The following is a 26,386-nucleotide window of genomic DNA, read 5'->3' on the forward strand; positions in this document are numbered from 1 at the left end:
AGGCGCTGCACTCGGAGGGGGGTGCAGCGCCTCTCTCATGTCCGGCTCCTGTCCGGCACCTGTCCGGAGGCGGTCAGGACTTCGGCGGGACCGCCGGCATGCCCAGGAACGGCAGGTTCAGCGCACCGAACGCATCCGCCGGGACCGCCGGGGCCTTGGGGGCCACCGGGGCGAGGCGTTCGTACGCGACGCTCTGCTCCGGACGCGGGTCCGTCTCGCCCTTGTTGGGCCAGAAGGACATGGCCCGCTCGGCCTGGGCCGTGATGGTGAGCGACGGGTTCACGCCGAGGTTCGCCGAGACCGCCGCACCGTCGACGACCGAGATGCCCGGGTGGCCGTAGAGGCGGTGGTACGGGTCGATGACGCCCGACTCCGCCGTGGCGCCGATCGGGCAGCCGCCCAGGAAGTGGGCGGTGAGCGGAGTCCCCATCAGTTCACCGATGTTGGAGCCTGCGAACCCGTTGATCTCCTCGGCGAGGAGGGAGGCCGCGTGGGTGGCCTCCGGGATCTGCTTCGGGTTGGGGGCGCCGTGGCCCTGGCGGGCGGTGAGCAGGCCCTTGCCGAGACCCTTCGGCTTGCGGTACGTCGTCAGCGAGTTGTCCAGGGACTGCATGACCAGGCCGATGATGGTCCGCTCGGACCAGCGGCGGTTGGACAGGGCCCGGACGGCGAGCCAGGGGTGCCTGACCATGTTCGCGGCCCAGCCGGCGACCCGGCTCCTGGGGTTGTACGGCACCTGGAGGACGGTCATGCCGCCCATGGCGTTGGAGCCCTTGCCGTAGCGGACCGGTTCGATGTGGGTGCTGTCGTCCGGGTGGATCGACGACGTGATCGCGACTCCGCGAGTGAAGTCGACCTTCTCGTCGCCGTGCCGCTTGCGGTAGCGCCGGCTGTCGGTCTGGGCGCCGACGATCGCCTCCGAGTTGGTACGGGTGAGTTCACCGAGGCGCCCGGAGATGCGGGGCAGCAGCCCGGTGTCCTTCAACCGGTGCAGCAGGGTCTGGGTGCCGTACGTACCGGCGGCGATGACGACGCGCCGGGCCGTGAACGTACGGCCCTTGCCCTTGCGCTTGCTGTCGCTGGGCAGGGTCCTGACCGCGAAGCCGCCGCGTGAGTCCTCGCTCACGGTGACGACCGAAGTCATCGGGTGGATCACCGCTCCCGCCTTCTCGGCGAGATAGAGGTAGTTCTCGTTCAGGGTGTTCTTCGCACCGTGTCGGCAGCCGGTCATGCACTCGCCGCACTCGGTGCATGCCTTGCGCGACGGTCCCGCGCCCCCGAAGTAGGGGTCGGGGACCTCGGCGCCCGGCTTGGCCTTGGCCTTGCCGTCGGCATCGTCGCCGTCGCCGAAGAACACACCCACCGGCGCCATGTGGAAGGTGTCGCCGACGCCCATGGCCTCTGCGGTCGCCTTCAGATGCACGTCCGAGGGGGTCATGGTCGGGTTGAGCCGGACCCCGAGCATGCGACGCGCCTGGTCGTAGTAGGGCTTCAGCTCCTCCTGCCAGTCCGTGATGTCCTTCCACTGCGGGTCGTTGAAGAACGGCGCGGGCGGCACGTAGAGGGTGTTGGCGTAGTTCAGCGAACCGCCGCCGACCCCGGCTCCCGCCAGCACCATCACATTGCCCAGCAGATGGATGCGCTGGATGCCGAAGAGGCCGAGGGCGGGGGCCCAGAGGTAGTTGCGCAGATCCCAGGAGTTCTTGGGCAGGGTCTCGCGCGTGAAGCGGCGTCCCGCCTCCAGGACTCCGACGCGGTAGCCCTTCTCGGTGAGGCGGAGGGCCGAGACCGAACCGCCGAAACCGGAGCCGACGACGATGACGTCGTAGTCGTACGCGGAGTCGGCGTCGCTCTCGTCCTGTTCCTGGGCAGGGGGTACCTCGGACATGGCTCTCCTCAGTGCGGGTGACGGGTGGTGCCGGGGCTCTCGTGGATCCGGCCCTGCCCGATCCACAGGAGACCCCTATCGAAGGCGCAAGGCCTTCATCGCCTTCAGGGACGTGCTCATGAACGCCGCGTACTTCTCGTCGTCCAGGCCGAAGGACGGGGCGAGCGGCATCAGTCGCTGCTGCGCCACGGTCTGGGCCTCGGTGTACTTGAGGATGCCCTCTGAGCCGTGCCGGCGGCTCAGACCGGAGTCCTTCATCCCGCCCATCGGCGACTGCACGCTGCCGTACGCGGGCGCGTACCCCTCGTTGATGTTGACGGTGCCGGTGCGCAGCCGGGCGGCAACTGCGTGGCCGCGCCTGCCGTCCTTCGTCCAGACACTGGAATTGAGCCCGTACGGCGTCGCGTTCGCCTGCTCGATGGCGTCGTTCTCGTCCTTGAAGCGGTAGATGGAGACGACCGGGCCGAAGGTCTCCTCGTTGCACACGGCCATCGGCGCCTCGACGCCGTCGAGGATCGTCGGCTCGTAGAAGAGGGGGCCGATGTCGGTCCGGTGGACACCGCCCGCGACGAGGGTCGCGCCCTTGGCGACGGCCTCCTCGACATGGCCCTTCACGGTCTCCAGCTGGCGCTCCCCGACGAGCGAGCCCATGTCGGCGCCGTAGGCGAGGGAACTGCCGAGGCGCATCGCCTTCGTACGGGCCGCGAAGCGCTCCACGAACGCGTCGGCGACCGACTCGTGGACGTACAGCCGCTCGATGGAGATGCAGAGCTGGCCCGCGGACGAGAAGCAGGCGCGGACGGCACCCGCCGCGGCCTTGTCGATGTCCGCGTCGTGCAGTACCAGCATGGCGTTCTTGCCGCCGAGTTCGAGGGAGACCCCGATGAGGCGGGCGGCGGCGCCCTGGGCGACCTCGCGGCCCGTGCGGGTGGACCCGGTGAAGGAGACATAGTCGGCGTGCTTGACGACCTCGGGGCCGACGACCGGGCCCTCGCCGATGACGACCTGGAAGACCCCGGCCGGGAGCCCCGCCTCGATGAGGAGATCGCGGGCCCACAGGGCGGTCAGGGCGGTCTCGGTGTCGGGTTTCATGACGACGGCGTTGCCGGAGACGAAGGCGGGCAGCGCATCGCCGACGGACAGCTCCAGCGGGTAGTTCCAGGGGGCGATCTGGCCCACGACACCGCGCGGCTGGCGCAGCTCGGTGGTCTTGGTGAGGACGGGGACGACGCCGGTGTGCCGCTTCGGCCTCAGATACGAGGGAGCCTTGCGTCCGTAGTGGCGGGCGGCGACGGCGACGGCGAGGACCTCTTCGTGGGCGTGCAGTCGCGCCTTGCCGGTCTCGAGCTGGATCAGGTCGAGGACCTCTGCCTGACGCTCCAGGATCAGGTCGTGGAAGCGGAGCAGCACGGCGGCGCGGGCCCGCGCGGAGGTCGCGCCCCAGGCGGGCTGGGCGGCGCGGGCACGGGCGAAGGCCTCGGCGACGTCCTCAGGGGTGGACTCGGGCAGGTCGGCCAGCTTCTCGCCGGTGAACGGAGTGTGGTTCGCGGTGCGGCCCGAACCGACGACGCCACGGATGAGCTGGGCCACCACCTCGGGTGTGACCACATCGGCGGCGGTGCGCGCGCCGGCCGGGGCGGCGGCGACCGGGTTAGTGCCGAGGGTGCCGCTGTCGCTGTCGTGGGGGGCGAGGGCCTGCGAGTCCGTCATGGGGGCGAGAGTATGACGCAATCAAGGCTTTGGGTACCCGTCGGTAACAGCTTTTCGAGAGCTCCACATATCACGCCAGTGATCACTGGCAGATAACCCCTGATCAGGGGCCTTGTGACCTCTCGACGTCCGACAGGACCAATTTCGGCTTCCCTGCGCGCGGGATCAGAGCCCCTGGATCTCGAGGTGCTTCACGACGTTGGCGAAAATCTGCTCGCCGTCCTGCCGCGCCGCGCCCTCCGAGGGCATCTGCACCCTCAGCCGCCAGTACACCTCGTTCTTGCCGGGCACGATGAGCTCGTGCCAGCGGTGGCGGACCGGGTCCTTCTCGGGGTCCCCGTAGAAGGTGAAGTCGGCCGTCGTCTCGAAGGCGCCCTTCTTCTCCTGGTGGGTGACGTCCTTGGTCCTGACGTCGGCGTCCTTGATCTCCGTGCCGTTCTTCCCGCCCTTCGAGTACCAGTCGTCCCACACCTCCTTCTTCGGTTCGAGGTCCTCGTTGCCGTCGACTCCGTCCCCGATCTTGATCCGCTCCAGATAGATCGAGAAGACACCGCTCGGGTCGCGGTAGTCCACGGCGAAGCCGCCGTCGTACTCCGACCGCTTGTACTCCTCGGGCACGGCCACCTCGGCCGAGAGGATCTCGCTCTCCGGACGGATCTGCCAGCCGACGGGCAGTTCGTCGCCCCCGAACGGATCGACGATCACCGCGGCGACGGCGAGCGCCACCGCGAGCACCCCGCCGAGCAGTCCGAACTGTGCCCGGCGGTTGCGGTGCAGCACCGGCGGCACCCAGCGGGAGCCCGTGCCTCCCGGGACCGCACCGCCGAACAAGCGGGTCGGGTCGGCCGACTGCTGCGGCGGACGGGCCACCGATTCCAGCGTCGCGCGGATCTCGGCCGCGTCGGGGCGGGCCGCCGGGTCCTTGCGCAGCAGCTGCATCACCAGCGTGCCGAACGCCCCGGAACCACGCGCCGGCATCTGCGGTTCGGCGGAGAGCACGGCCTGGAGCGTGGCCGGTGTGTGCGAACGGCGGTACGGGGACATGCCCTCGACCGCCGCGTACAGCACGACACCCAGCGACCACAGGTCCGACTCGGGTCCCGGCCGCTGCCCCAGCACCCGCTCGGGGGCGATGAATTCGGGCGAGCCGACGAACCCACCGGTCTCGGTGAGGCCCTGCTCGCCCTCGATCTGGGCGATGCCGAAGTCGGTCAGGACCACCCGGTCGTTCCGGCCGAGCAGTACGTTGTCCGGCTTGACGTCCCGGTGAAGGACACCGGCCTCGTGCGCCGCCGACAGCGCGCCGAGGACGGCGAGACCGATGCGGGCGGCCTCGCGGACATCGAGTGTGCCCTCCTGCAGCCGGTCGCCGAGCGACTGGCCGCGGACCAGCTCCATCACGATCCAGGGCTTGCCGTCCTCGATCACGACATCGTGCATGGTGACGACGGAGGGGTGGTCGATACGGGCGGCGGCGCGCGCTTCCCGCTGCATACGGAGATAGAGGTTCTCCCGCTCCCGCTCACCGAGGTGCTCCGGCAGGCGGGGCTCCTTGACGGCCACGTCCCGGTCCACGACCTCGTCGTGGGCGCGCCAGACCGTGCCCATTCCGCCGTGTCCCAGGCGGGAGACGAGGCGGTAGCGCCCGCCGATGACCCGGCCCTGGGGGGCGTGGTGCGTGGGTGCCGGCTGCGGCTGCGGCTGCGTCCCGTTGGACCGGCTCTGTTGCGGTACGTACCCCTGCGGTGCCGCGTGCTGCGGCGGCCGGAGTTCGTAGCTGGTGGGCTCGTGAGCCCGCCCCCCGTCGTTCGTCATGTTCACATCCTGGCGAAACGCGGCTGCGGTCGCCACTTCGGCCGTCGAGCGATGCAGAACGGTGACGGAGCCATCAGCTCTCCGACGCGGGCGGCTGCCAGCTCTGCACCATGGTGTCGAACTGCTGCCGGATCGTGGACCAGTTCTCGGCGGGACCGGACATGTACAGCGCGTACTCCGTCCCGTCCTCCTCGTAGTAGACCTGGTCGATCGCGCGGCGCCGGCCCGGATGGTCCTTGGTCTCGGTCCAGGTGAACTCCCAGAGCGCCGACTTCGTCTGGTCACGGAAGGTGTTGGCGTGCAGGGTCAGTCGCTTGTACTCGGGCAGGCGCTTCTCGACGATCTTCTGCACGTCCAGCATGTGCATGTACGGGTTCTCGAAGTCGGGCGACTCGTCGATGCTGATGCGAATGCGGTGGCGGCCGTTGTCCGGCGTGTAGTCGATCTGGTTGCCGTCCAGCTGGCGGCTCCAGCCGTCCGGTACGAGCAGACTGAAACCTGCCGGGTCGGTGACCCGGTCCCAGCCGTCGGGCGTGGAGCCGGAGCCGGCCGGCTCCGACGAACCGGCCGAGGACGCGCCGGGCTTGACCGAGCCCGACTGCCCGGCGGAGGTTCCCGGCCCACCGCCTCCCTCCCCGTACTGCATCGCGAGGAACACCGCACCGCCGCCGACCACCGCGGCCAGTACGGCGGCGAGCAGCAGGGTGCGCCCGCGGCCGGTCCGCCTCCGGGGCGGCGCCGTCGCGGCGGCCGGTGCGGGTGCGGGGGTGGACGCGGTTTCGGGTGCGCCAGGGCCAGGTTCGGGCAGCCGGGCGGTCGCCGCCCGGCGCTCTTCGGAATCGACCGCCTGCGTGGGGACGTACGCATGCACCGACTTCGGCCTGCGCCCCTCCATCACCTCGAGCAGCATCCGCTCGACCTCGGCGGCCGACGGGCGCTCGTCGGGGTCCTTGCGCAGCATGGCGGTGATGACGGGGGCGAGTGCGCCCGCCCTGCCGGCCGGCGGCGGCTCCTCGGTCACCACGGCCTGCATCGTGGACAACGGTGACGTACGCCGGAACGGGGAGGTCCCCTCCACGGCCGTGTAGAGGGTGGCGCCCAGGGACCACAGGTCGGACGCAGGTCCGGGATCACCGCCGCGAACCCGCTCGGGCGCCAGGAAGTCGATGGAGCCGACGAGTTCGCCGGTCCTGGTGATGGTCGAGTCGCCCTCGATGGCGGCGATGCCGAAGTCCGTGAGCAGGACCCGGCCGTCGGCGGCGAGCAGCACGTTCCCGGGCTTGACGTCACGGTGCAGGACGCCCGCCGCGTGGGCGGCGCGCAGCGCGCCCAGGACATGCAGGCCTATCCTCGCGGCCTCTGCGGCAGCGACGGGGCCGGACGCCTTGGCGGCGTCGGCGAGTGACGGCCCGTCGACGTACTGCATGACGATCCACGGGCGGCCGTCGTACTCCAGGACGTCATGGACGGTGACGACGCCCGGGTGGGAGATCCGGGCGGCGGCCCGGGCCTCCTTCTGGGTCCGGGCGTGCAGGACGTTGCGGTCGGCCTCCGAGACGTACAGCCCGGCCGTGAGTTCCTTGACCGCGACCGTCCTGTGCAGGAGTTCGTCGTGGGCGCGCCAGACCTTGCCCATGCCGCCCCGGCCGATGCCCTCGGTCAGCCGGTACCGTCCGGCCAGGAGTAGCCCGGCTCCTGTGCTCTGCATCTTCTCCACGCGCCCCGTGCCCCCGCCTCGTCCTTGGAATGACAGGTTACGGAGGGGAAGTACGTACAGGGAACACGGCACGGCTCACCAACTCGCACCGTAACTCGATGGTTGCGGGGCGATGCGGTCGGTCCGGTGGGTTCCGCGGGGCGGACGGCGTCAGCCGGTCGCGCGGTACGCCGACGTCGCCTGCCCGTAGATCTCGGTGACCTTGTCCCGCTGGTCCTCGGGCCCGATGACCTGGATCACGTGGTAGCGGTCGCCGACGATCAAGGCGAGGTTGCGGACGTAGACCTCGCGCCCGCTGCTGTCCTGCCAGGTGAACTGCCCTTCTGCCATGGCCTGTTCGCCGACGTCGATACGGCGCAGTCCGGACGCGGACGACCACGAGGAGTCCCGGAAAGGCTGCAGCTCGCGCTCCTTCTCACGCTGGTACGCCATCGGGTCGGAGCCGTTCGCGCTCACCGGGTCGCGGCCGGGGACGACGATGAGCGTGAAGTCGCCGCCCACAAAGCGGACCTGGCCGCTGTCGTTGATGGGCCGCCGCTGCCAGTTCTTGTCGACACCGATGCGAAATCCCTCCGGGTCCACGCGCACGGCATAGCCTTCTGCGAGGTCCACGGCGGACGCGGAGCTCCCGGACTGCCGGCCGTCCGGAGTCCGGGAGGGCTGCTGAGCGTCCGGGGTCGGGCCGCCGGTGTCCGGGGAACGGCTGCCGGTGGGCGCGTCCGACGCCGTACCGGCCGGCGAGGACGACGACGAGGACGAGGAGGACGAGGAGGACGCGGACTGCTGACCGGCCTTCGGCATGAACAGCAGGGCGTACGCGATCGCCGCGGCCAGCGCCAGCAGGATCAGCAGCAGGATGAGCCGGCCGAGCGAACGAGGCCCGCGGGGACGCCGTTCGCGCACCTCCTTGGGCTTCTTGTGGCGGTGACGGCCATGTGTCGTGTCGGGGGACCCGGCGCGGCGCTTGCGGACGAGCTCGCCGCGGCGGCGTACGACGGGCAGCCGGGTGCCGTCGACGGAGGGAAGCGGTACGACGGCGGTGCCCGCGTCGGGTTCCGGCGCCGACCTTATGAGCGACCGCAGCCAGCCGCGCAGTTCCTCGAAGTCGGGACGCTCGGTGGGGTCCTGACGCAGCAGGGACTCGACGACCGGGCGCAGGGGCCCGCACTCCTCGGCGAACGCGGGTGGCTCGGCGCAGACGAGTTGTACGAGCTCGGTCGCGCTCTCCTCCGGGTACGGGGCATGGCCCTGCACCGCGCGGTAGAGCAACGCCCCGAGCGCCCACAGGTCCGTGGCGGGGCCGATGGGCGGGGCGAGCTGCCAGTTCTCGTGCACCGGGCCCGCCTGCTCGGGCGCCCAGCGCTCGGTGACGGCACCGACGACGGCGATCCTGGCCTGGCGGGCACGCTCGGCGGCGAGAGGTGTGGCGGGGCCCCGGTAGGCGGGGACGGGGCCGCCCGCGACGACATCGTCCCAGCGGCCTGTGGCCGCCGGCCGCGGGTCGGCGTGGTGCACGCCGGAACCGGACGCCGACGTGCCCGGCGGAAGTGACGGCCGCTCGCCGCCAGGGCCGGCCGCACGGGCGTCCCGGCCGTCCTCGCGCCGGGCTTCGGCACGCATCGCGTCGGTGCGCATGGGGTCGGTGCCGAAGGAGCCGCGACCGTAGGGTGAAGGCCCGCCGCCTGCCGGAAGGGGCGCGGGACCGTCGGAGCCGCGGGGGCCGTCGCGCCATGTGCCTGCCAGCTCGGCACGGCGGGGATTGCGCGGAGGGTCGCCGTACGGCGCGCCGGTCGGACTGTCGCCGTACGTGTAGTCGTCGGCGTCGTCGAAATCGTCGGCGTCGTCCGCGTGGTCGAGGCTCTCCGCCGGTCGGGACCACCAGTTCGGCGCGGGCACACCGGCACGGGGGGCGGGCAACGCGGAGGCGGGACCGGCAGCGGACTGGTCCTCCACGCCCGGGTGGTGCAGGCGCTCGACACCGTGGTGCCCGTCCTCACCGTCCCTGTCGCCCGGGCCGCCCTGGCCGCCCTGGCCGCCGGGACCGTCCTGGCGGTCAGGCCGCCGGTCGTCGTCCCCGCGCCCGCTCCCGAGCTCGCCGCGGGTTCCGTCCTGCCGTCGGTCCTCGTTCAGGCGGGCCGCGGCACGGGCGCCCGCGCGGTAGGCGGCGATGGCTCCGGCCCGCGCGGCGCGGGCGTCACCCGCCCCGGCTCCGGGTTCCTCGCCGAAGCGGTACCCGTACGCCGGGGGTGTGTACGCATCCTCCGAACTCCCGGCGCGAGGCACGGCCGCACCTGGGGGGAGCGGGTGGGGCGCGAACGGTCCGTGCCCTGCCGCCGGTGCCTCCGCCGCGGGATCGGGCGTGGGCGCACCGCCCGTCGGCGTTTCGTACGTCTGCCGCGGCAGATAGTGCTCCACCGCGGCCGGGCCCGCGGCCGGCGCCGTAGGACCGGCGGGACCGGCGGGACCGAGTGGGAGCGGACCGAGCGGATCCACCGGTGCGAACCGGTTCATCGGATGCACCGGGTCCGCGGGGCCTGCCGGGTCCACCAGGTCGGCCTCGATCACCTCGTCCACGGGGTCCGGCACCGGCACGTAGCCGCACAGGGCCTCTTCCGCCGCGCCCGCCGCGAGGCCCGTCAGGACGACGCGGCCGTCGTCGCAGACGAGGACCGTGCGGACGGTGATGTTCCGGTGGGTCCAGCCGTGGGCGTGGAGCACGCGGAGCGCGGTGAGGACGTCCGAGCCGATCTCCGCCGCCCGGTAGGGATTCAACGGCTTCTCCGCGAGGAGCGCCGCGAGCGGGCGCGCCGCGACCAGTTCGCTCACTATCCAGAGCGAACCGCCCTCCGCGAACACGTCGAAGACCTGGTCCAGCCGCGGATGGTCAGGGATCCGGGCCGCGGCCTGGGCGGCCTCGATGGCCCGGCGGACCGCCGGGTCGGAGGGCCGCCGCGTCGTCCGCCCGGGGGCGCGCCGGGGCGCGGAAGGCGCCGCGGAAGCGCCGAAACCTTCACCACCGGTCCCGTCGAGCACCTCCGCATCCACGACCTCCGGCAGGGGCACCTGCCTGACGAGGACTTCCTGGCCGCTGTAGGTGTCGAAGGCGCGCGTCTCCACGAGTTCGTACTCGTCCGAAGGCGGCAACGGCAGGCGGTAGCGGTCGGCGAGCACCCTTCCCGCATAGTCGTCCACGACGCCTCCCCAGCAGCGCGCTGTCCCCCCGGTCCCGGAGACCGTACGAACCCGTCAATTCCGGTCGTTCACCGGCCTGTTGCGGCTGCGTACGGTCTACGACCTCTCACGATACGTGGCCTGTTCAGTCCTTGGGGGCGAACGTGGCGAACGCCGTCTCGCGCAGCGTCCGGCACTCGTCAGCGTCCCACTCGCCCGCCTTGCAGCTGATCATGATCGAGTAGCCGTGCTTGGCGTCGACCTTGAAGCCGCGGTTGAGGACGCGTACCCGCTGGCCGCCCTGGTTACGCTCGAAACCCCAGTCGGCCACGGTGGGGTAGCCCTTGTACTCGACGTTCTCGATGCCGAGGTGCTTGTAGCCGCTGCTGCTGGCCCGTACACCAGTGACCGCCGCGGCCCACGCCAGCTTCGCGTCGCCGCCCGGGCTGCCGGTGAAATCGACCTGGACACGAGGGAATCCACCGTTCGCGCTGAAGATCCCGCCCGAGTTCTGGCCCGCGATGTCGGTGAGACGGAAGTTCTTCGGCATCGCCATGGTGAAGTGGAACTGGCTGTTCGTCACCATCGCGTATCCGGCCGGAAGACCCTTCCCGCCCGCGTTGCCGCCGCCCTCCTGGCCGCCGGAAGCCTCGGTGCCGCCCGTACCGCCACCACTGCCCGGCCCGTCGTCGCCCTTGCCGGTGTCGCCGCCCTTGCCCTCGTCGCCCTTGGTCTTGTCCGTGCCCTTGCCGGTGTCGCCGCCCTTGCCCTTCGTGTCACCGCCGGAGGTGGCACCGGCCGAAGCGCTCGTGCCACCCGTGGAGTTGTTCCGGTCGCCGCCCTTGTCGTCGCCACGGAAGGCAAGGACGAGCACGGTGGAGAGCACGGCGAGCGCGGCGACGACCGCGATGACGACCAGCGTGCGCTTGGGCACCACATCGGTGATCGGAGCCCGCACGGGTGCCCTCCGCCCGGCCGGGGGATCCGCGGGCGAAACGGCGCCGGCAGCGGATTTGGCAGCCGCGGGCTTCTTCTCGGACTTCGCCGCCGCGTTCCGCACGGAGCGCAGCGCGCCCCTGACCCGCTCGGCCGCCGCGTCGGCGGCGTCCTTGGCTCGGTCCTTGGCCGGGGTGACGGGCTCGGGCGGAACCGGCGGAAGTGCGACGACCCTGGTCGCCTCTGCCGACGGCTCCGGCTCGGCCGGCCGCTCGGGCGCGTGGACGACATCCAGGAGCAGGGCCCGCGCACCCGCGTCGTCGAGCCGCTGCGCCGGGTCCTTGGCCAGGAGACCGTAGATGACCTCCTCCAGCGGGCCCGCGTTCTTCGGCGGGTCGAGGGGCTCGGTCATCACCGCGGTGAGCGTCGCGATGGCAGAACCCTTGTCGTAGGGCGGGCAGCCCTCGACGCTCGCGTACAACAGCCCGCCGAGCGACCACAGATCGGCTGCGGGTCCCGGCTTGTGGCCGCGCGCCCGCTCCGGAGAGATGTACGAGGGCGCGCCGACGAGCATGCCGGTGGAGGTGATGGACGGGTCACCCTCGACCTGCGCGATACCGAAGTCGGTGAGGACGACCCGCCCGTCGTCGGCGATCAACACATTGGACGGCTTCACGTCGCGGTGCAGGATGCCCTCGCGGTGCGCGGAACGCAGCACGTCGAGGATGGCGAGCCCGACCTCCGCCGCCCGGCGGGGGGTCAGAAGGCCGTCCTCGCGTACGGCTTCGGCGAGGGACTTGCCCTCGACGAGCTCCATGACGATCCACGGACGGTCGTCCTCGTCGACCACGTCGTAGACCGTCACGGCGCCGTTGTTGCGGATCCGGGCGATCGCCTTCGCCTCGCGCAGAGTGCGGGTGATGAGGCGTCGCTTCTCGTCCTCGTCGATGCTGCTGGGGAACCGCAGTTCCTTCACGGCGACCGTGCGGCCGAGCGTCTCGTCGACGGCGCGCCACACGGTGCCCATGCCGCCCCGCCCGAGCACCCCGCCCAGCCGGTACCGCCCGGCCAGAAGCCGCCCTTCGCCGGCGGCCCTCACCGCACCGCGCACGGCACCGCCGCCCTTCCGGCCTGCCTCGGCCGGGGTGCCGCTGCCGGCGCCCGGGGCCCCGGCACCGCGGGCGGGGGCCACGTCCTTCACCTCGTCGCGCGCATCGTCCCGCGCCGCCGCACTCGGCTTCGCGTCGCGCGCGGCCACCTTCACGGCTCCGGGCACGGCACCGGACTTCACGCCCTTGCTCCCGCCACGCTCGTCCTTGCCCGACTTCGGCGCCGCGTCCTCGACCTCGTCACCGGTGCCGGTGCCGCGCCCGGTGCCGGTACCTGTGCCGGTACCCGAACCCGGCTTCGGGGCTTCGCCCTTGCCCTCGCCACGCGCGTCCTTGCCCGACTTCGGCGCCGCGTCGTCCGCCGCGCCGCTCCCGCCGTCGCCGCCCGCGCTCGTGGACGCCTCGTCCACCGGGCCGGTGCCGTCCGCGCGCGCGGAATCCGCACCGTTGCCCGCGGACTCCGTCCGGCCCTCGTCCGTCCCCGAGCCCCCGCCAGAGCTCTTGGGCGCGGCGCCTCCGGCGTCCCGGTCAGCGTCCCGCAGGGGCTCCGGTGTCGTGTCCCGCGACTGTTCCGCCTCCGACATGCGTCCCCTCTGCGATCCCTGATCCTCGCCCGCGCCTGCCGCTTCCGCGCGATGCGGTAACCCGCCCTGGAAGAACCCTCATTCTCTCTTACTCCAGGACCGGGGAGTCTCCCGGGTCCACCGTGTGTCAGCACAGGCCCGTGGAAAGGGACTCCGCACGCACGGCCCGATCAGCGCCCTGCCCACCACCCTCGCTGGTCACCGCCCTGTTCGAAGGCTCCGCAGGGCACGGACACGCCGGAACGGGCCCGACGGAAGGAGGAGTTCCGAGCGACCGTGGGCTACGGAAGGAAGAGTTCCGCGGCAGCCGACGGCGGGACGCAAGGCATCACCCTAGATCGGCACGATGTCGGGCGCGCCCAGCCGGGCCGCGTCCGCCGTCAGATCGTCCGGCTGACGCTGCGACTCGCGCTCCGCCTCCACCCGCTTCTCGTAGTGCTCGACCTCCCGCTCGATCTGTCCCTTGTCCCAGCCGAGCACCGGCGCCATCAGCTCGGCGGCCTCCCGCGCACTGCGCGTCCCCCGGTCGAACGTCTCGATGGAGATCCGGGTCCGCCGGGTGAGGACGTCGTCGAGGTGGCGGGCCCCTTCGTGCGAGGCGGCGTAGACCACTTCCGCCCGCAGATAGTCGTCGGCAGCGGCGAGCGGCCTGCCGAGATCCGGGTTCGCCGCGATGAGGTCCAGCAATTCCTCGGCCAGCGAGCCGTAGCGGTTGAGCAGGTGCTCCACCCGGGCGACATGGATGCCCGTGCTCGCGGCGGTCTTCGCCCGCGCGTTCCACAGTGCCGCGTATCCCTCGGCCCCCAGCAGGGGCACATCCTCCGTGACACACTCGGCGACACGCTGGTCCAGCCCGTGCACCGCCGCGTCCACGGCGTCCTTCGCCATCACACGGTAGGTCGTGTACTTGCCGCCGGCGACGACCACCAGGCCGGGCACCGGATGGGCCACGGTGTGCTCACGGCTGAGTTTGCTCGTCGCCTCCGACTCGCCCTCGAGCAGGGGACGCAGTCCCGCGTACACACCCTCCACGTCGTCGCGGGTGAGCGGCACGGCCAGCACCGAGTTGACGTGCTGCAGCAGATAGTCGATGTCGGCGCTGGAGGCCGCCGGATGGGCCTTGTCCAGGTCCCAGTCGGTGTCCGTCGTCCCGACGATCCAGTGGCGGCCCCAGGGGATGACGAAGAGCACGGACTTCTCGGTGCGCAGGATGAGCCCGGTGGTCGAATGGATCCGGTCCTTGGGCACCACCAGATGAATGCCCTTGGACGCCCTGACATGGAACTGGCCGCGCTCGCCGATCAGGGCCTGGGTGTCGTCCGTCCACACCCCCGTCGCGTTCACTATCTGCTTCGCCCGGACTTCGTACTCCTCGCCGGCCTCCACGTCCTGCACCCGGGCGCCGACGACCCGCTCCCCCTCCCGCAGGAAGTCGACCACCCGTGCCCGGCTGGCGGCGTGTGCGCCGTAGCTGGCGGCGGTGCGCACCAGGGTGGCGACATAGCGGGCGTCGTCCATCTGGGCGTCGTAGTACTGCAGGGCGCCCACCAGGGCGTCCTTCTTCAGGCAGGGCGCGACCTGCAGCGCGTGCCGCCGGGTGAGATGGCGGTGGGTGGGCAGACCGCGGCCGTGGCCCGAGGAGATCGACATCGCGTCGTACAGCGCCACGCCCGAGCCGGCGTACAGCCGCTCCCAGCCCCTGTGCTGCAGCGGGTACAGGAAGGGCACGGGCTTGACCAGATGCGGGGCGAGCCGCTCCAGCAGCAGTCCACGCTCCTTGAGGGCCTCCCGGACCAGCGCGAAGTCCAGCATCTCCAGGTAGCGCAGTCCCCCGTGGATGAGCTTGCTGGATCTGCTCGAGGTGCCCGAGGCCCAGTCCCGGGCCTCGACCAGACCGGTCGACAGTCCGCGTGTCGCCGCGTCGAGCGCGGTGCCCGCGCCGACCACCCCGCCGCCGACGACCAGCACATCCAGCTCACGCTCCGCCATTGCTGCGAGTGCCTCGGCACGCTGGGCGGGTCCTAGTGTCGCTGTCCTCACGGCTGCCTCCCGTCGCCCCCGTTGGTCGGACTCACACCTTGATTCTGTCCGCACTCCCCCACTTCAGCCACCGCCTGTGGACAACACTCGGGCGGCCAGAGCCTTGCAATGCCGTATTTCGGTCATATTTACGCCTAGTCTGACATTGCACCCGCTCGTCCTGTCCCCCAGAACTTGCGGGCCGCGTCCCCTTCGGCTACAGGCAGCTCCGGCTACCGGGAAGGACTGCTCACCGCCATGCCCGCAGATCTCGCCGTCATCGGACTCGGCCACCTCGGACTGCCGCTCGCTCAGGCCGCCGTAACCGCCGGCATCGAGACCATCGGCTACGACACCGACCCCCGCCCCGTCGCCGAACTGGCGGCGGGGCGCCCGCCTGTCGACGGCTCGCTCAGCGCCCCCGAACTCCGCCGGATGCTCTCTGCCGGTTTCCGGCCCACGACGGACCCGTCCGAGCTCGGCCGCGTCCGTACCGCCGTCATCTGCGCGCCCACCCCTCTCGGTGCGGACCGCGCACTCGACCTGACCGCCGTCGGCGACGCGGCTCGCGCACTGGCCACACGGCTGCGCCCGCGCACCACCGTCGTACTGGAATCCGCGGTCGCGCCGGGCACCACGGAGAGTTACCTGCTGCCGATCCTCGAAGAGGGATCGGGGCTTCGCGCGGGCCACGACTTCCCGCTTGCCTACTCCCCCAGCCGGCTCGACCCCGGCAACCGCACCCATGGCTGCGGGAACACGCCCAAGGTGATCGGCGGTCTCACCCCGGCCTGCGCCGAAGCCGCCGCCGCGTTCTACGGACGCGTCACCGACAAGGTGGTCCGGGCACGCGGGCCGCGCGAGGCCGAGACGGTCAAGCTGCTCGAAACCAACTTCCGGCACGTCAACATCGCTCTCGTCAATGAGATGGCAGCACTCTGCCACGACCTCGGCGTCGACCTCTGGGACGTCATCCGCTGCGCCGAGACCAAGCCGTTCGGCTTCCAGGCCTTCCGGCCGGGCCCCGGCGTCGGCGGCCACGGCGTTCCCGTCGACACGGTCGGCGCACACCGGCCGCTGCGGCTGGTCGAGCTGGCGGGCCAGATCAACGAGCGCATGCCGCAGTACGTCATCCAGCGCTGTGCCACGCTCCTCAACGAGCACGGCAAGTCCGCGCGAGGGGCCCGCGTGCTCCTCCTCGGCATCACGTACAAGCCGGATCTCGCCGACCTCGAGGCCTCCCCCGCGCCCGAGATCGCCCAGCGGCTGATGGAGCTCGGCGCATCGGTCAGCTACCACGACCCCTACGTTCCGGACTGGCGCGTCCGGGACCTGCCCGTTCCGCGTGTGGACTCGCTCTACGACGCCGCGGCCAACGCCGACCTGACGGTCCTGCTCCAGCACCACCGCACCTACGACCTCCAGGGCCTCGCGGTGAAGGCGCAGCTGCTGCTGGACACGAGGGGCGCGTCCCCGGCGGGTGCGGCGCATCGCCTCTGACCCCACTCGCCCATGACAGCCATGGGCAACGTCGGAGCAATCCCGGTGTGAGCTGTCGGAGTTGGGTGCTAGGGTCCAGCGCCACTTGTCGCACATTCGTGCGCTTCCGTATCCCATGGGGGGATCTCCAGCATGTCCCAGTCCGTTCCACCGCCCGGCAACCCGTTCGCCGACGGCGCCACCGCCGACGCCGCCGCGCCGGTCCCAGCCCCGGCCCCGGCCCGTAACAATCTCGTGCTCGGCCTGGTGGCCGCGCTCGTCGCCGCGCTCGTCGCAGGCGGCGTCTACGGCGGTGTCGCCGGCGGGATCGAGCGAGAGATCGGCTGGGCCGCCATCGGTGTCGGCTTCCTCGTGGGCTTCGCGGCAGCCAAGCTCGGCGGGCGAAACCCGGTCCTGCCCGTCGTGAGCGCGGTGTTCTCCCTCGGCGCGGTCTACCTCGGCCAGCTCGTCGCCATCGCGATCTTCGCGTCGAAGGAGCTGAACGTCTCCGCGACCGAGATGTTCACCGACCACTTCGGCCTCCTGACGGAGGCGTGGAACGCCGGCAAGGACTTCATGACGTTCGTCTTCTTCGCGCTGGCCGCCGTAGCGGCGTTCGGCGGGGCCAAGAAGGGCGCGGAGTAACTTCTCGGCCCTGCCCGCGTTTCGACCGCCGCCGATTCGCAGCTTGCCTGCTCGCAGCGCAATCAGGCGCCTCGTGGCTCGTGGCGCGCCGTTCGTGGGGAGACCGGCCCATCGACCGGGCAGACCGTCGGTGCCGTGTTCCGATGGGGTCGGCGCGTTGGTTCGGCGCGGTGATCAGGCTGAGCAGGGCCTGCGCCGCCTCGGCCGCGCCCTGCTGCGGCCGACCGGGGGCTGTCCCACGGCCGACCGATCAGGCACGAGGGGCCCGGCACCGATCGGTACCGGGCCCCTCGGTCGTGTCCGGACGAGGCGTCAGCGCTTGTGCTGCGCGTCCGCGACCGTCACCTCGACGCGCTGGAACTCCTTGAGCTCGCTGTAGCCCGTCGTCGCCATGGCGCGCTTCAGGGCGCCGAAGAAGTTCATCGAGCCGTCCGGGCTGTGCGACGGGCCGGTGAGGATCTCCTCCGTCGTGCCGACGATGCCGAGGTCGACGAGCTTGCCCCGCGGGACGTCCTCATGGACGGCCTCCATGCCCCAGTGGTGGCCGCGGCCGGGCGCGTCCGTCGCACGGGCGAGCGGGGAGCCCATCATCACGGCGTCCGCGCCGCAGGCGATGGCCTTGGGGAGGTCACCGGACCAGCCCACGCCGCCGTCGGCGATGACGTGGACGTAGCGGCCGCCGGACTCGTCCATGTAGTCGCGGCGGGCCGCGGCGACATCCGCGACCGCCGTCGCCATCGGGACCTGGATGCCCAGCACGTTGCGGGTGGTGTGCGCGGCGCCACCGCCGAAGCCGACCAGGACGCCCGCCGCGCCCGTACGCATCAGGTGCAGGGCCGCGGTGTACGTGGCGCAGCCGCCGACGATGACCGGCACGTCGAGCTCGTAGATGAACTGCTTCAGGTTCAGCGGCTCCGCGGCGCCCGAGACATGCTCGGCCGAGACGGTCGTGCCACGGATGACGAAGATGTCCACACCGGCGTCGACGACCGTCTTGGAGAACTGGGCGGTGCGCTGCGGCGACAGCGCTGCGGCGGTGACGACACCGGCGTCGCGCACCTCCTTCAGGCGCTGCCCGATCAGCTCCTCCTTGATCGGGGCCGCGTAGATCTCCTGCAGGCGGCGCGTGGCGCTCTCGGTCTGCAGCTCCGCGATCTCGTCGAGAAGCGACTGCGGGTCCTCGTGCCGGGTCCACAGGCCCTCGAGGTTCAGCACGCCCAGCCCGCCGAGCTCACCGATCCGGATCGCGGTCTGCGGGGAGACCACGGAGTCCATGGGAGCGGCCAGGAAGGGCAGCTCGAAGCGGTAGGCGTCGATCTGCCACGCGATCGAGACCTCCTTCGGGTCCCGGGTGCGCCGGCTCGGAACGACGGCGATGTCGTCGAACGCGTACGCCCTGCGGCCGCGCTTGCCGCGCCCGATCTCGATCTCAGTCACGATGTGTGGCCTTTCCCTCTACGTCTGCGCCTACCAGTATCCCCGACGCACATGTCAGGGGCGGTGCCGGGAATCCCCGGAACCGCCCCTCACGAAACGTGTGCGACTACTTCCTGCTGTAGTTCGGCGCCTCGACCGTCATCTGGATGTCGTGCGGGTGGCTCTCCTTGAGGCCCGCCGAAGTGATCCGCACGAACCGTCCGCGGTCCTGCAGCTCCGGCACCGTCCGGCCGCCGACGTAGAACATCGACTGACGCAGACCGCCGACCAGCTGGTGGACGACCGCCGAGAGCGGACCGCGGTAGGGAACCTGACCCTCGATGCCTTCGGGCACGAGCTTCTCGTCGGAGGCGACGCCCTCCTGGAAGTAGCGGTCCTTGGAGAAGGAACGCTGCTCGCCGCGGGACTGCATCGCGCCGAGCGAGCCCATGCCCCGGTACGACTTGAACTGCTTGCCGTTGATGAACAGCAGCTCACCGGGCGACTCCTCGCAGCCCGCCAGGAGCGAGCCGAGCATCACCGTGTCGGCGCCGGCGACCAGGGCCTTGGCGATGTCACCGCTGTACTGCAGACCACCGTCACCGATGACCGGGACGCCCGCGGCCTTCGCCGCGAGGGAGGCCTCGTAGATCGCGGTGACCTGCGGAACGCCGATGCCGGCGACGACGCGCGTCGTACAGATCGAGCCCGGGCCGACACCGACCTTGATGCCGTCGACACCGGCGTCGATGAGCGCCTGAGCGCCGTCGCGGGTGGCGACGTTGCCGCCGATGACGTCGATGGACGAGTTGGACTTGATCTTGGCGACCATGTCGCCCACCAGCTTGGAGTGGCCGTGGGCCGTGTCGACGACGATGAAGTCGACGCCGGCCTCGATGAGGGCCTGGGCACGCTCGAAGGCGTCACCGGCGACACCCACGGCCGCGCCGACGAGCAGCCGGCCGTCCTTGTCCTTCGCCGCGTTCGGGTACTTGTCCGCCTTGACGAAGTCCTTGACCGTGATGAGGCCCTTGAGAATGCCCTGGTCGTCGACGAGCGGAAGCTTCTCGATCTTGTGGCGGCGCAGCAGCTGCATGGCGTCCACGCCGGAAATGCCGACCTTGCCGGTCACCAGCGGCATGGGGGTCATGACCTCGCGCACCTGGCGGCTGTGGTCGGACTCGAAGGCCATGTCACGGTTGGTGACGATGCCGAGCAGCTTGCCCGCCTGGTCGGTGACCGGAACGCCGCTGATCCGGAACTTGGCGCAGATGGCGTCGGCCTCGCCGAGCGTCGCGTCCGGGTGCACCGTGATCGGGTCGGTGACCATGCCGGACTCGGAGCGCTTCACCAGGTCGACCTGGTTGGCCTGGTCGGCGATGGAGAGATTGCGGTGCAGTACGCCGACGCCGCCCTGGCGGGCCATCGCGATGGCCATCCGGGACTCGGTGACCTTGTCCATGGCGGCGGACAGCAGCGGGATGTTCACCCGGACGTTCCTCGAGATGAACGAGGAGGTGTCGATCTGGTCGGGCTCCATCTCCGACGCGCCCGGCAGCAGCAGCACGTCGTCGTAGGTCAGCCCGAGTGTCGCGAATTTCTCGGGCACTCCGTCGACGTTGGCAGTCATGACACCTTCCCCAAATGGCCTTGATCGGTGCGGATGTCCATGCTAACGGGAACCGCGGGTGTCTCATTCCACGATCAAGATCGCTGAGCAGCTTTGTAGTTTCATACGTGGACGCGCGTCGTCCCGTTCATCGCCCGCAGGCCGTCACTGCTCGGCCAGCGCGCGCAGCCTGATCAGTGCACGGTGCTGTGCCACCCGCACCGCCCCCGGGGACATCCCCAGCATCTGGCCGGTCTCCTCGGCGGTCAGCCCGACGGCGACCCGCAGCACCAGCAGTTCCCGCTGGTTCTCGGGCAGATTGGCGAGGAGCTTCTTGGCCCACTCCGCGTCGTCGCTGAGCAGCGCACGCTCCTCGGGGCCGAGCGAATCGTCGGGCCGCTCCGGCATCTCGTCGGACGGGACGGCCGTCGAGCCGGGGTGCCGCATGGCGGCCCGCTGCAGATCGGCGACCTTGTGCGCGGCGATCGCGAAGACGAACGCCTCGAAGGGACGCCCGGTGTCCTTGTAGCGCGGCAGCGCCATGAGGACGGCGACGCAGACCTCCTGCGCGAGGTCCTCGACGAAGTGCCGGGCATCACCGGGGAGCCGGTTCAGCCGCGTGCGGCAGTAGCGCAGGGCGAGCGGATGCACGTGGGCCAGCAGATCGTGCGTGGCCTGCTCGTCGCCGTCGACGGCGCGCAGAACGAGGGCACCGATCACCCCGCGGGCATTCACCGCCTCGTCGCTGCGCATCGGTCCATGGTGCCTTGACTGCCGCTGATCCGTGGCACCGCGTCCATAGTTGTGCACCGAAGCGTTATGAGCAGGTGCGGCGGAAGTCATCTCCTGCGCCCTCCCCTTGCGCTCGACCGACATGTCCCCGAGGAACTCCACAACTCAAGGATGCGGCATCCCGCGGGAAACGTGTGCCCGCGGGTTGCGGTGGCCCCGCCCACCGGTCGGCGGGCGGGGACGGCCTTGCGCTCGGCGCCCCGGTGACCGCGCCCCCACCACGGGGGCGCTCGTGCCTCTGCGGCTCGCCTCGAGGGCGTTCACCAGATGCGGTCCCGGCCTGGCCAGGCACGGTTCAGCGGACCAGGCCCCAGCGGAATCCGAGCGCGACCGCGTGCGCCCGGTCCGAGGCGCCCAGCTTCTTGAACAGCCGCCTGGCGTGCGTCTTCACCGTGTCCTCCGAGAGGAACAACTCACGTCCGATCTCGGCGTTCGACCTTCCGTGGCTCATGCCCTCGAGCACCTGGATCTCGCGCGCGGTGAGCGTGGGCGCCGCACCCATCTCGGCCGAACGCAGCCGCCGCGGAGCGAGCCGCCACGTCGGGTCGGCCAGCGCCTGCGTGACCGTGGCCCGCAGCTCGGCACGCGAGGCGTCCTTGTGCAGATAGCCACGCGCGCCGGCTGCGACGGCGAGCGCGACGCCGTCCAGGTCCTCGGCGACGGTGAGCATGATGATCCGGGCACCGGGGTCGGCGGAGAGGAGCCGGCGGACCGTCTCGACGCCGCCCAGTCCGGGCATCCGTACGTCCATCAGAATCAGGTCCGAGCGGTCCGCGCCCCAGCGGCGGAGGACTTCCTCGCCGTTGGCCGCGGTCGTCACGCGCTCTACGCCGGGCACGGTTGCGACCGCGCGACGGAGCGCCTCTCGGGCGAGCGGGGAGTCGTCGCAGACGAGGACGGATGTCATGGCCGCCCTCCGCAGCTGATGCGCGTCACCTTGAGCCTCCAGGCTGGTTACGTATCGTCACCTGTGCGGTTGACGCCCAGGACTCCTGCCCGAGCGCTTGTTCTCTCAACCGCCTCGCACTCTCAACGACGGTCACTCGAAAGAGTTACGGGTGCGACGGGCACCTTCGGCACTCTACGTGAGGGCCCGTACACGGAAGAGAGCAACACGTCCCAACGACGCGTCACACGGACGCTAATGCCCCATTTAGCGGCTTTTCTTCCCTTTTGCTGGTGTCTGTGGCTAGATTCGCAATGAGTCATATTTACATCTACTAAGACGGTAGATGTACGGTCGGAGCTTCAGGCATCCACTCAGCACGGCTAAAGGGGACATGCGCTATGGCAGATTTCTCCCGCCTTCCCGGACCTAACGCCGATCTGTGGGACTGGCAGCTGCTCGCGGCGTGCCGTGGGGTAGACAGCTCGCTCTTCTTTCACCCCGAAGGGGAGCGCGGCGCGGCAAGGAGTGCGCGCGAGAACTCAGCGAAAGAGGTCTGCATGAGGTGCCCGGTACGCGCGGAGTGCGCGGCACACGCGCTGGCAGTGCGGGAGCCCTACGGGGTATGGGGCGGACTGACGGAGGACGAGCGTGAGGAGCTCATGGGGCGGGCCCGGAACAGGCTGATCCCGGCAACGAGCACCAGCGGTGTCACCGGCCACGGCTGACCCCACCGCCACAACTTTCCGAAGAAACGTTCCTGCGCCCGCCTGAGCCCCTTCGGCCACGGCGTAGGCCCAATGGCACGCCGTCGAACAGGCCTGGTTCGGGGCGGTCCCTTGTCCTGAGGGTGCTTCAGCGCGCCGCGGCGAGCGCCAACCGGTCCAGGGTGGCCGCGACCGCAGGCACCTGCGCAAGATCCGGGAGGGTCAGAGCGACGATCTCGCGGTGGACGGGGGGCTCCACCGTCACCGTGCGGGCGTCTTTCTGCTGCACGGACTCGAGCGCCAGCTCCGGCAGAACCGCGACGCCGAGACCCGCGCCGACGAGTCCGACCACCGCCGGGTAGTCGTCCGTGGCGAAGTCGATCCTGGGGGTGAACCCCGACTCCTCGCAGACCGCCACGAGCTGCCGGCGGCAGCGAGGGCAGCCCGCGATCCACGGCTCGTCCGCCAGATCGGCGATGGATACCGCTTCCGAACCCGCGAGCCGGTGCCCGTCGGGCACCAGACCGACCAGCCGGTCGCTCAGCAGCGGGCGGACGGTCAGGTCCTCCCACTCCTCGCCCGCCGGGCCGTAGCGGAAGGCCAGCGCCACATCGCAGTCGCCCTCGCGCAGCATCTCCACCGACCGCGGCGGCTCGGCCTCGACGAGCGAGACACGGGTGCCGGGGTGCGCCGTCCGCAGGGCGGCGAGCGCGGTGGGCACCAGCGTGGAGCTGCCGCTGGAGAACGACACCAGGCGGACCCGGCCCGCGCGCAGCCCGGCGATCGCGGCGACCTCCTCCTCCGCGGCGGTCAGCCCGGCGAGGATGCCGGCGGCATGGCGTACGAGCGCCTCGCCCGCCTGGGTGAGGCGCATCTCGCGGCCGGTCCGGATCAACAGCGGCGTGCCGGCGGAGGTTTCGAGAGCCTTCATCTGCTGGCTGACCGCAGGCTGGGTGCAGCCCAGCTCACGTGCCGCCGCGGAGAAGGAGCCGGTGGCGGCGACGGCGCGCAGGACGCGGAGATGACGGGCCTCGATCACCTTCTGAGCATAAGGCCCGCTTGGAGTCCGGGCACACTATTCGATGGATGCTTTGAGGATGCTGGGCTAGCGTCCTCCTTATGGAGCTCCTGTCTGTGAACGTGGGCCGGCTCAAGCCTGTCGAGTACACCGATGCCGTCAGCGGCCTCTCCGGCGTGGACAAGCGCCCCGTCGACGGTCCCGTTCGGGTCTTCGCTCCCGGCCGCCGGGGAGCCGGGGGCAGCGGTGTGGAGGGGGACACGATCGGTGATTCGCGCTTCCACGGAGGCGATGACCGGGCCGTGAGCGTGTTCGCACGCGAGGATCTCGACAGCTGGGAGCGGGAGCTGGGAAGGCCGCTGTCCGCGGGCGCGTTCGGCGAGAACCTCACCACCACCGGCCTCGATGTGAACGGGGCCCTGATCGGCGAGCGCTGGCACGTCGGCTCCGGTGTGGTGCTCGAGGTCACCGGCGGCCGCATCCCGTGCAGGACGTTCCAGGGACACGTCGGAGAGAAGGGCTGGGTCAGACGATTCACCCGGTCGGCGGCACCAGGAGCGCTGCTGCGCGTGGTCGAACCCGGCACGCTCCAGGCGGGCGACCCGGTCGGGATCGTGCACCGGCCGGACCACGACATCACCGTCGCACTGCTCTTCCGGGCCGTGACGCTGGAGCGGGATCTGCTGCCTCGCACCCTGGTGGCGGCCGAGTGGATGGAGTCCGAACTGCTCGCGACGGCGCGGGCGTACGTCGCCAAGTACAGCGCACCCTAGGGCCCGGCGGTACGGCAAGCCCCGTACACCGTGCATACGCGCGGGGCACTAACGTGCCGACCATGACGACAGCACTGATTACGGGCGCCACCGCGGGCATCGGCGCCGCCTTCGCCCGGCGGCTCGCGGCGGACGGCCATGATCTGGTCCTGGTGGCCCGCGACAAGGAGCGGCTGCAGGAACAGGCCACGGAGCTCCATGACCGCCACGGCATCGAGGCGGAGGTGCTGACCGCTGATCTGGCCGAGGACACGGGGATCGCTTCGGTCGAGGCACGGCTCGCCGACCGCAGGCGCCCGGTGGATCTGCTGGTGAACAACGCCGGGTTCGGCAACAAGGGGCGCTATCTGGAAGTGTCCATGGCCGATGAGCTGCGGATGCTGAAGGTGCACTGCGAGGCGGTGCTGCGGCTGACGTCCGCGGCGGCGGAGTCGATGCGGGAGCGGGGCAGGGGCGGGGTGGTGAACGTCGCCTCCGTGGCGGCGTTCGTGCCGCGCGGGACGTACGGCGCGTCCAAGGCGTGGGTGGTGCAGTTCACGCAGGGCGCGGCCCGCGACATGGCGGGGACGGGAGTGCGGCTGATGGCGCTGTGCCCCGGCTTCGTACGGACCGAGTTCCATCAGCGGGCCGGGATGGGGACGGACAACATCCCGGGCTGGATGTGGCTCGACTCCGACAAACTCGTGTCGGCGGCGCTGGCGGACCTGTCGCGCGGGAAGTCGCTCTCCATCCCGGATCCCCGGTACAAGGCGCTGATGGGTGTGGTGAAGCTGGCACCACGGAGTTTGCTGGGCGGGGTCAGTTCCAGGGCGGGCCGCAAGTACGGACCGAAGTAGTCCGCATCGGTCCCGCACGGACAGGTGGCCGGCACGGGCCCGAGTCGGCCCCGCACCGGCCGGACTTGGCCGGCAGGGGCCGGGCCTGGTCCCGCCCGGACCGCCGTAGCCCCGTCCCACGGGTTACGGCCGTAGTGCTGTTCCAGGGGTTACGGCACGGCCGGCGCCGGTTGAATCCTGGTGCCCCATGTGCCGTACGAGGAGCCCGACTTCCGTCATGCGCCGCCCCACAGAAAGCACCGCCGTCCGCGGCGACGACCGGCCGTCCCTGCTGCTCGCGATGGGCCCGGGCATCGCCGAACGCCTGCTCGGGGACGCCCACCGCGTCCGCCTCGCCTCGCTCGCCCGCACCGATCCGTGTCTCGTCGCGCACGATCTGACCGCGCCGCCGCCCGCCGTGGCGGCAGCCCTCGCCGAGGCAGACGTGCTGCTGACCTGCTGGGGAGCGACTCCGCTCGACGCGCACGTCCTCGGCGGAGCCCCACGGCTGCGCGCAGTGGTCCACGCCGCGGGCTCGGTCAAGCACCACATCACGCAGGCCTGCTGGGACCGCGGGCTGACCGTCGCCTCCGCCGCCGCGGCCAACGCCCTGCCCGTCGCCGAGTACACGCTCGCCGCGATCCTGTTCGCCAACAAGCGCGTCCTGCACGCGCGTCGCCGCTACAGCGAGATCCGGGCCCCGCACGACTGGCACGGCGAACTCGAAGGCGCGGGCAACCACCGTCGTACGGTCGGGGTGATCGGCGCCTCCCGCATCGGCCGCCGTGTGATCGAGCTGCTGCGGCCCTTCGACCTGCGGGTGCTGCTCCACGACCCGTACGTGGATGCTCCGGAGGCGGCACTCTTCGGTGCCGAGGCGGTTCCACTGGACACCCTCTGCGCACGCAGCGACATCGTCAGCGTTCACGCACCCGAGGTCCCGGCCACTCGCCGGATGATCGGCGCCCGTCAGCTCGCGCTGATGCCCGACGGGGCGACACTGATCAACACCGCGCGCGGTTCACTCGTGGACACGGACGCGCTCCTCCCGGAATTGGTGTCCGGTCGGCTCGACGCCGTGCTGGATGTGACCGAGCCCGAAGTCCCGCCGCCGGACTCGCCGTTGTACGAGCTGCCCAACGTGCTGCTCACCCCGCACATCGCGGGCTCCCTCGGCGGCGAGCTGCACCGGATGGCCGACCGGGCGCTGGACGAACTGGAGCGCTTCGCGCGCGGGCTGCCGTTCGCCGATCCCGTACTGCCGGAAAGCCGGCACCTCTCCGCGTAATCCACCCGA

General features: G+C 71.2%; 18 protein-coding genes. 6 read left to right on the forward strand and 12 right to left on the reverse strand.

Annotation, left to right across the window (positions count from 1 at the left end; all coding sequences use genetic code 11):
- Window positions 1–73: 73 nt before the first annotated feature.
- From ACFU5O_RS09990 to ACFU5O_RS10020, 7 genes are all read right to left on the reverse strand, one after another.
- On the reverse strand, window positions 74–1,888 hold the full coding sequence (locus ACFU5O_RS09990) for a GMC oxidoreductase (protein WP_384238533.1): 1,815 nt from the start codon (window positions 1,886–1,888) through the stop codon (window positions 74–76).
- Between the two features lie 75 nt (window positions 1,889–1,963).
- Window positions 1,964–3,598 carry a succinic semialdehyde dehydrogenase gene (locus ACFU5O_RS09995; protein ID WP_384238535.1) on the reverse strand — a complete coding sequence of 545 codons (1,635 nt, stop codon included), beginning with the start codon at window positions 3,596–3,598 and terminating at the stop codon, window positions 1,964–1,966.
- A gap of 165 nt (window positions 3,599–3,763) precedes the next feature.
- Entirely contained in the window at window positions 3,764–5,413 is a 1,650-nt protein-coding gene (locus ACFU5O_RS10000) for a serine/threonine-protein kinase (RefSeq protein WP_384238537.1), read from the reverse strand.
- Window positions 5,414–5,486: 73 nt separating this feature from the next.
- Window positions 5,487–7,130: a serine/threonine-protein kinase gene (locus ACFU5O_RS10005; protein ID WP_384238539.1), complete on the reverse strand. Its 1,644-nt coding sequence runs from the start codon at window positions 7,128–7,130 to the stop codon at window positions 5,487–5,489.
- Between the two features lie 150 nt (window positions 7,131–7,280).
- Window positions 7,281–10,322 carry a protein kinase gene (locus tag ACFU5O_RS10010; protein ID WP_384238541.1) on the reverse strand — a complete coding sequence of 1,014 codons (3,042 nt, stop codon included), beginning with the start codon at window positions 10,320–10,322 and terminating at the stop codon, window positions 7,281–7,283.
- A gap of 124 nt (window positions 10,323–10,446) precedes the next feature.
- Window positions 10,447–12,930 (reverse strand): serine/threonine-protein kinase, encoded by a 2,484-nt coding sequence (locus ACFU5O_RS10015; protein ID WP_384238543.1) that lies wholly within the window; start codon window positions 12,928–12,930, stop codon window positions 10,447–10,449.
- A gap of 333 nt (window positions 12,931–13,263) precedes the next feature.
- Complete coding sequence (locus ACFU5O_RS10020) at window positions 13,264–14,970, reverse strand: glycerol-3-phosphate dehydrogenase/oxidase (protein WP_384238545.1); 1,707 nt, start codon at window positions 14,968–14,970, stop codon at window positions 13,264–13,266.
- Between the two features lie 237 nt (window positions 14,971–15,207).
- On the opposite strand from ACFU5O_RS10020, the gene ACFU5O_RS10025 reads away from it, so the two are divergent.
- Window positions 15,208–16,449 carry a nucleotide sugar dehydrogenase gene (locus ACFU5O_RS10025; RefSeq protein WP_384238547.1) on the forward strand — a complete coding sequence of 414 codons (1,242 nt, stop codon included), beginning with the start codon at window positions 15,208–15,210 and terminating at the stop codon, window positions 16,447–16,449.
- A 132-nt stretch (window positions 16,450–16,581) separates the two neighbouring features.
- Complete coding sequence (locus tag ACFU5O_RS10030) at window positions 16,582–17,073, forward strand: hypothetical protein (RefSeq protein ID WP_384238549.1); 492 nt, start codon at window positions 16,582–16,584, stop codon at window positions 17,071–17,073.
- Between the two features lie 312 nt (window positions 17,074–17,385).
- Here the strand turns inward: ACFU5O_RS10030 and ACFU5O_RS10035 are convergent, their stop codons facing one another.
- The 4 genes from ACFU5O_RS10035 to ACFU5O_RS10050 form a co-directional block, all read right to left on the reverse strand.
- Window positions 17,386–18,510 (reverse strand): GuaB3 family IMP dehydrogenase-related protein, encoded by a 1,125-nt coding sequence (locus ACFU5O_RS10035; RefSeq protein WP_384238551.1) that lies wholly within the window; start codon window positions 18,508–18,510, stop codon window positions 17,386–17,388.
- A gap of 106 nt (window positions 18,511–18,616) precedes the next feature.
- Window positions 18,617–20,119 (reverse strand): IMP dehydrogenase, encoded by a 1,503-nt coding sequence (gene guaB, locus ACFU5O_RS10040; protein ID WP_384238553.1) that lies wholly within the window; start codon window positions 20,117–20,119, stop codon window positions 18,617–18,619.
- Between the two features lie 144 nt (window positions 20,120–20,263).
- The gene (locus ACFU5O_RS10045; protein ID WP_384238555.1) at window positions 20,264–20,851 is read right to left on the reverse strand and encodes a sigma-70 family RNA polymerase sigma factor; all 588 of its coding nucleotides are present in this window, start codon (window positions 20,849–20,851) and stop codon (window positions 20,264–20,266) included.
- 334 nt (window positions 20,852–21,185) lie between these two features.
- Window positions 21,186–21,797, reverse strand: coding sequence for a response regulator transcription factor (locus ACFU5O_RS10050; RefSeq protein WP_003948568.1), 612 nt, complete (start codon window positions 21,795–21,797; stop codon window positions 21,186–21,188).
- A 380-nt stretch (window positions 21,798–22,177) separates the two neighbouring features.
- Between ACFU5O_RS10050 and ACFU5O_RS10055 the strand changes: the two genes are divergently transcribed.
- Complete coding sequence (locus ACFU5O_RS10055) at window positions 22,178–22,504, forward strand: WhiB family transcriptional regulator (RefSeq protein WP_384238557.1); 327 nt, start codon at window positions 22,178–22,180, stop codon at window positions 22,502–22,504.
- Window positions 22,505–22,631: 127 nt separating this feature from the next.
- Here ACFU5O_RS10055 and ACFU5O_RS10060 read toward each other — a convergent pair whose 3' ends face one another.
- A complete protein-coding gene (locus tag ACFU5O_RS10060) occupies window positions 22,632–23,522 on the reverse strand; it encodes a LysR family transcriptional regulator (RefSeq protein WP_384238559.1) in 891 nt (296 codons plus the stop codon).
- Window positions 23,523–23,602: 80 nt separating this feature from the next.
- Here ACFU5O_RS10060 and ACFU5O_RS10065 point away from each other — a divergent pair, with 80 nt between their 5' ends.
- The 3 genes from ACFU5O_RS10065 (at window position 23,603) to ACFU5O_RS10075 (ending at window position 26,377) form a co-directional block, all read left to right on the forward strand.
- A complete protein-coding gene (locus tag ACFU5O_RS10065) occupies window positions 23,603–24,274 on the forward strand; it encodes an MOSC domain-containing protein (protein WP_384238561.1) in 672 nt (223 codons plus the stop codon).
- A 62-nt stretch (window positions 24,275–24,336) separates the two neighbouring features.
- A complete protein-coding gene (locus ACFU5O_RS10070; RefSeq protein WP_384238563.1) occupies window positions 24,337–25,110 on the forward strand; it encodes an SDR family NAD(P)-dependent oxidoreductase in 774 nt (257 codons plus the stop codon).
- Window positions 25,111–25,327: 217 nt separating this feature from the next.
- A complete protein-coding gene (locus ACFU5O_RS10075; RefSeq protein ID WP_384238565.1) occupies window positions 25,328–26,377 on the forward strand; it encodes a hydroxyacid dehydrogenase in 1,050 nt (349 codons plus the stop codon).
- Window positions 26,378–26,386 lie beyond the last annotated feature (9 nt).

This window comes from Streptomyces sp. NPDC057445 (assembly GCF_042802855.1).
GTDB lineage: Bacteria > Actinomycetota > Actinomycetes > Streptomycetales > Streptomycetaceae > Streptomyces.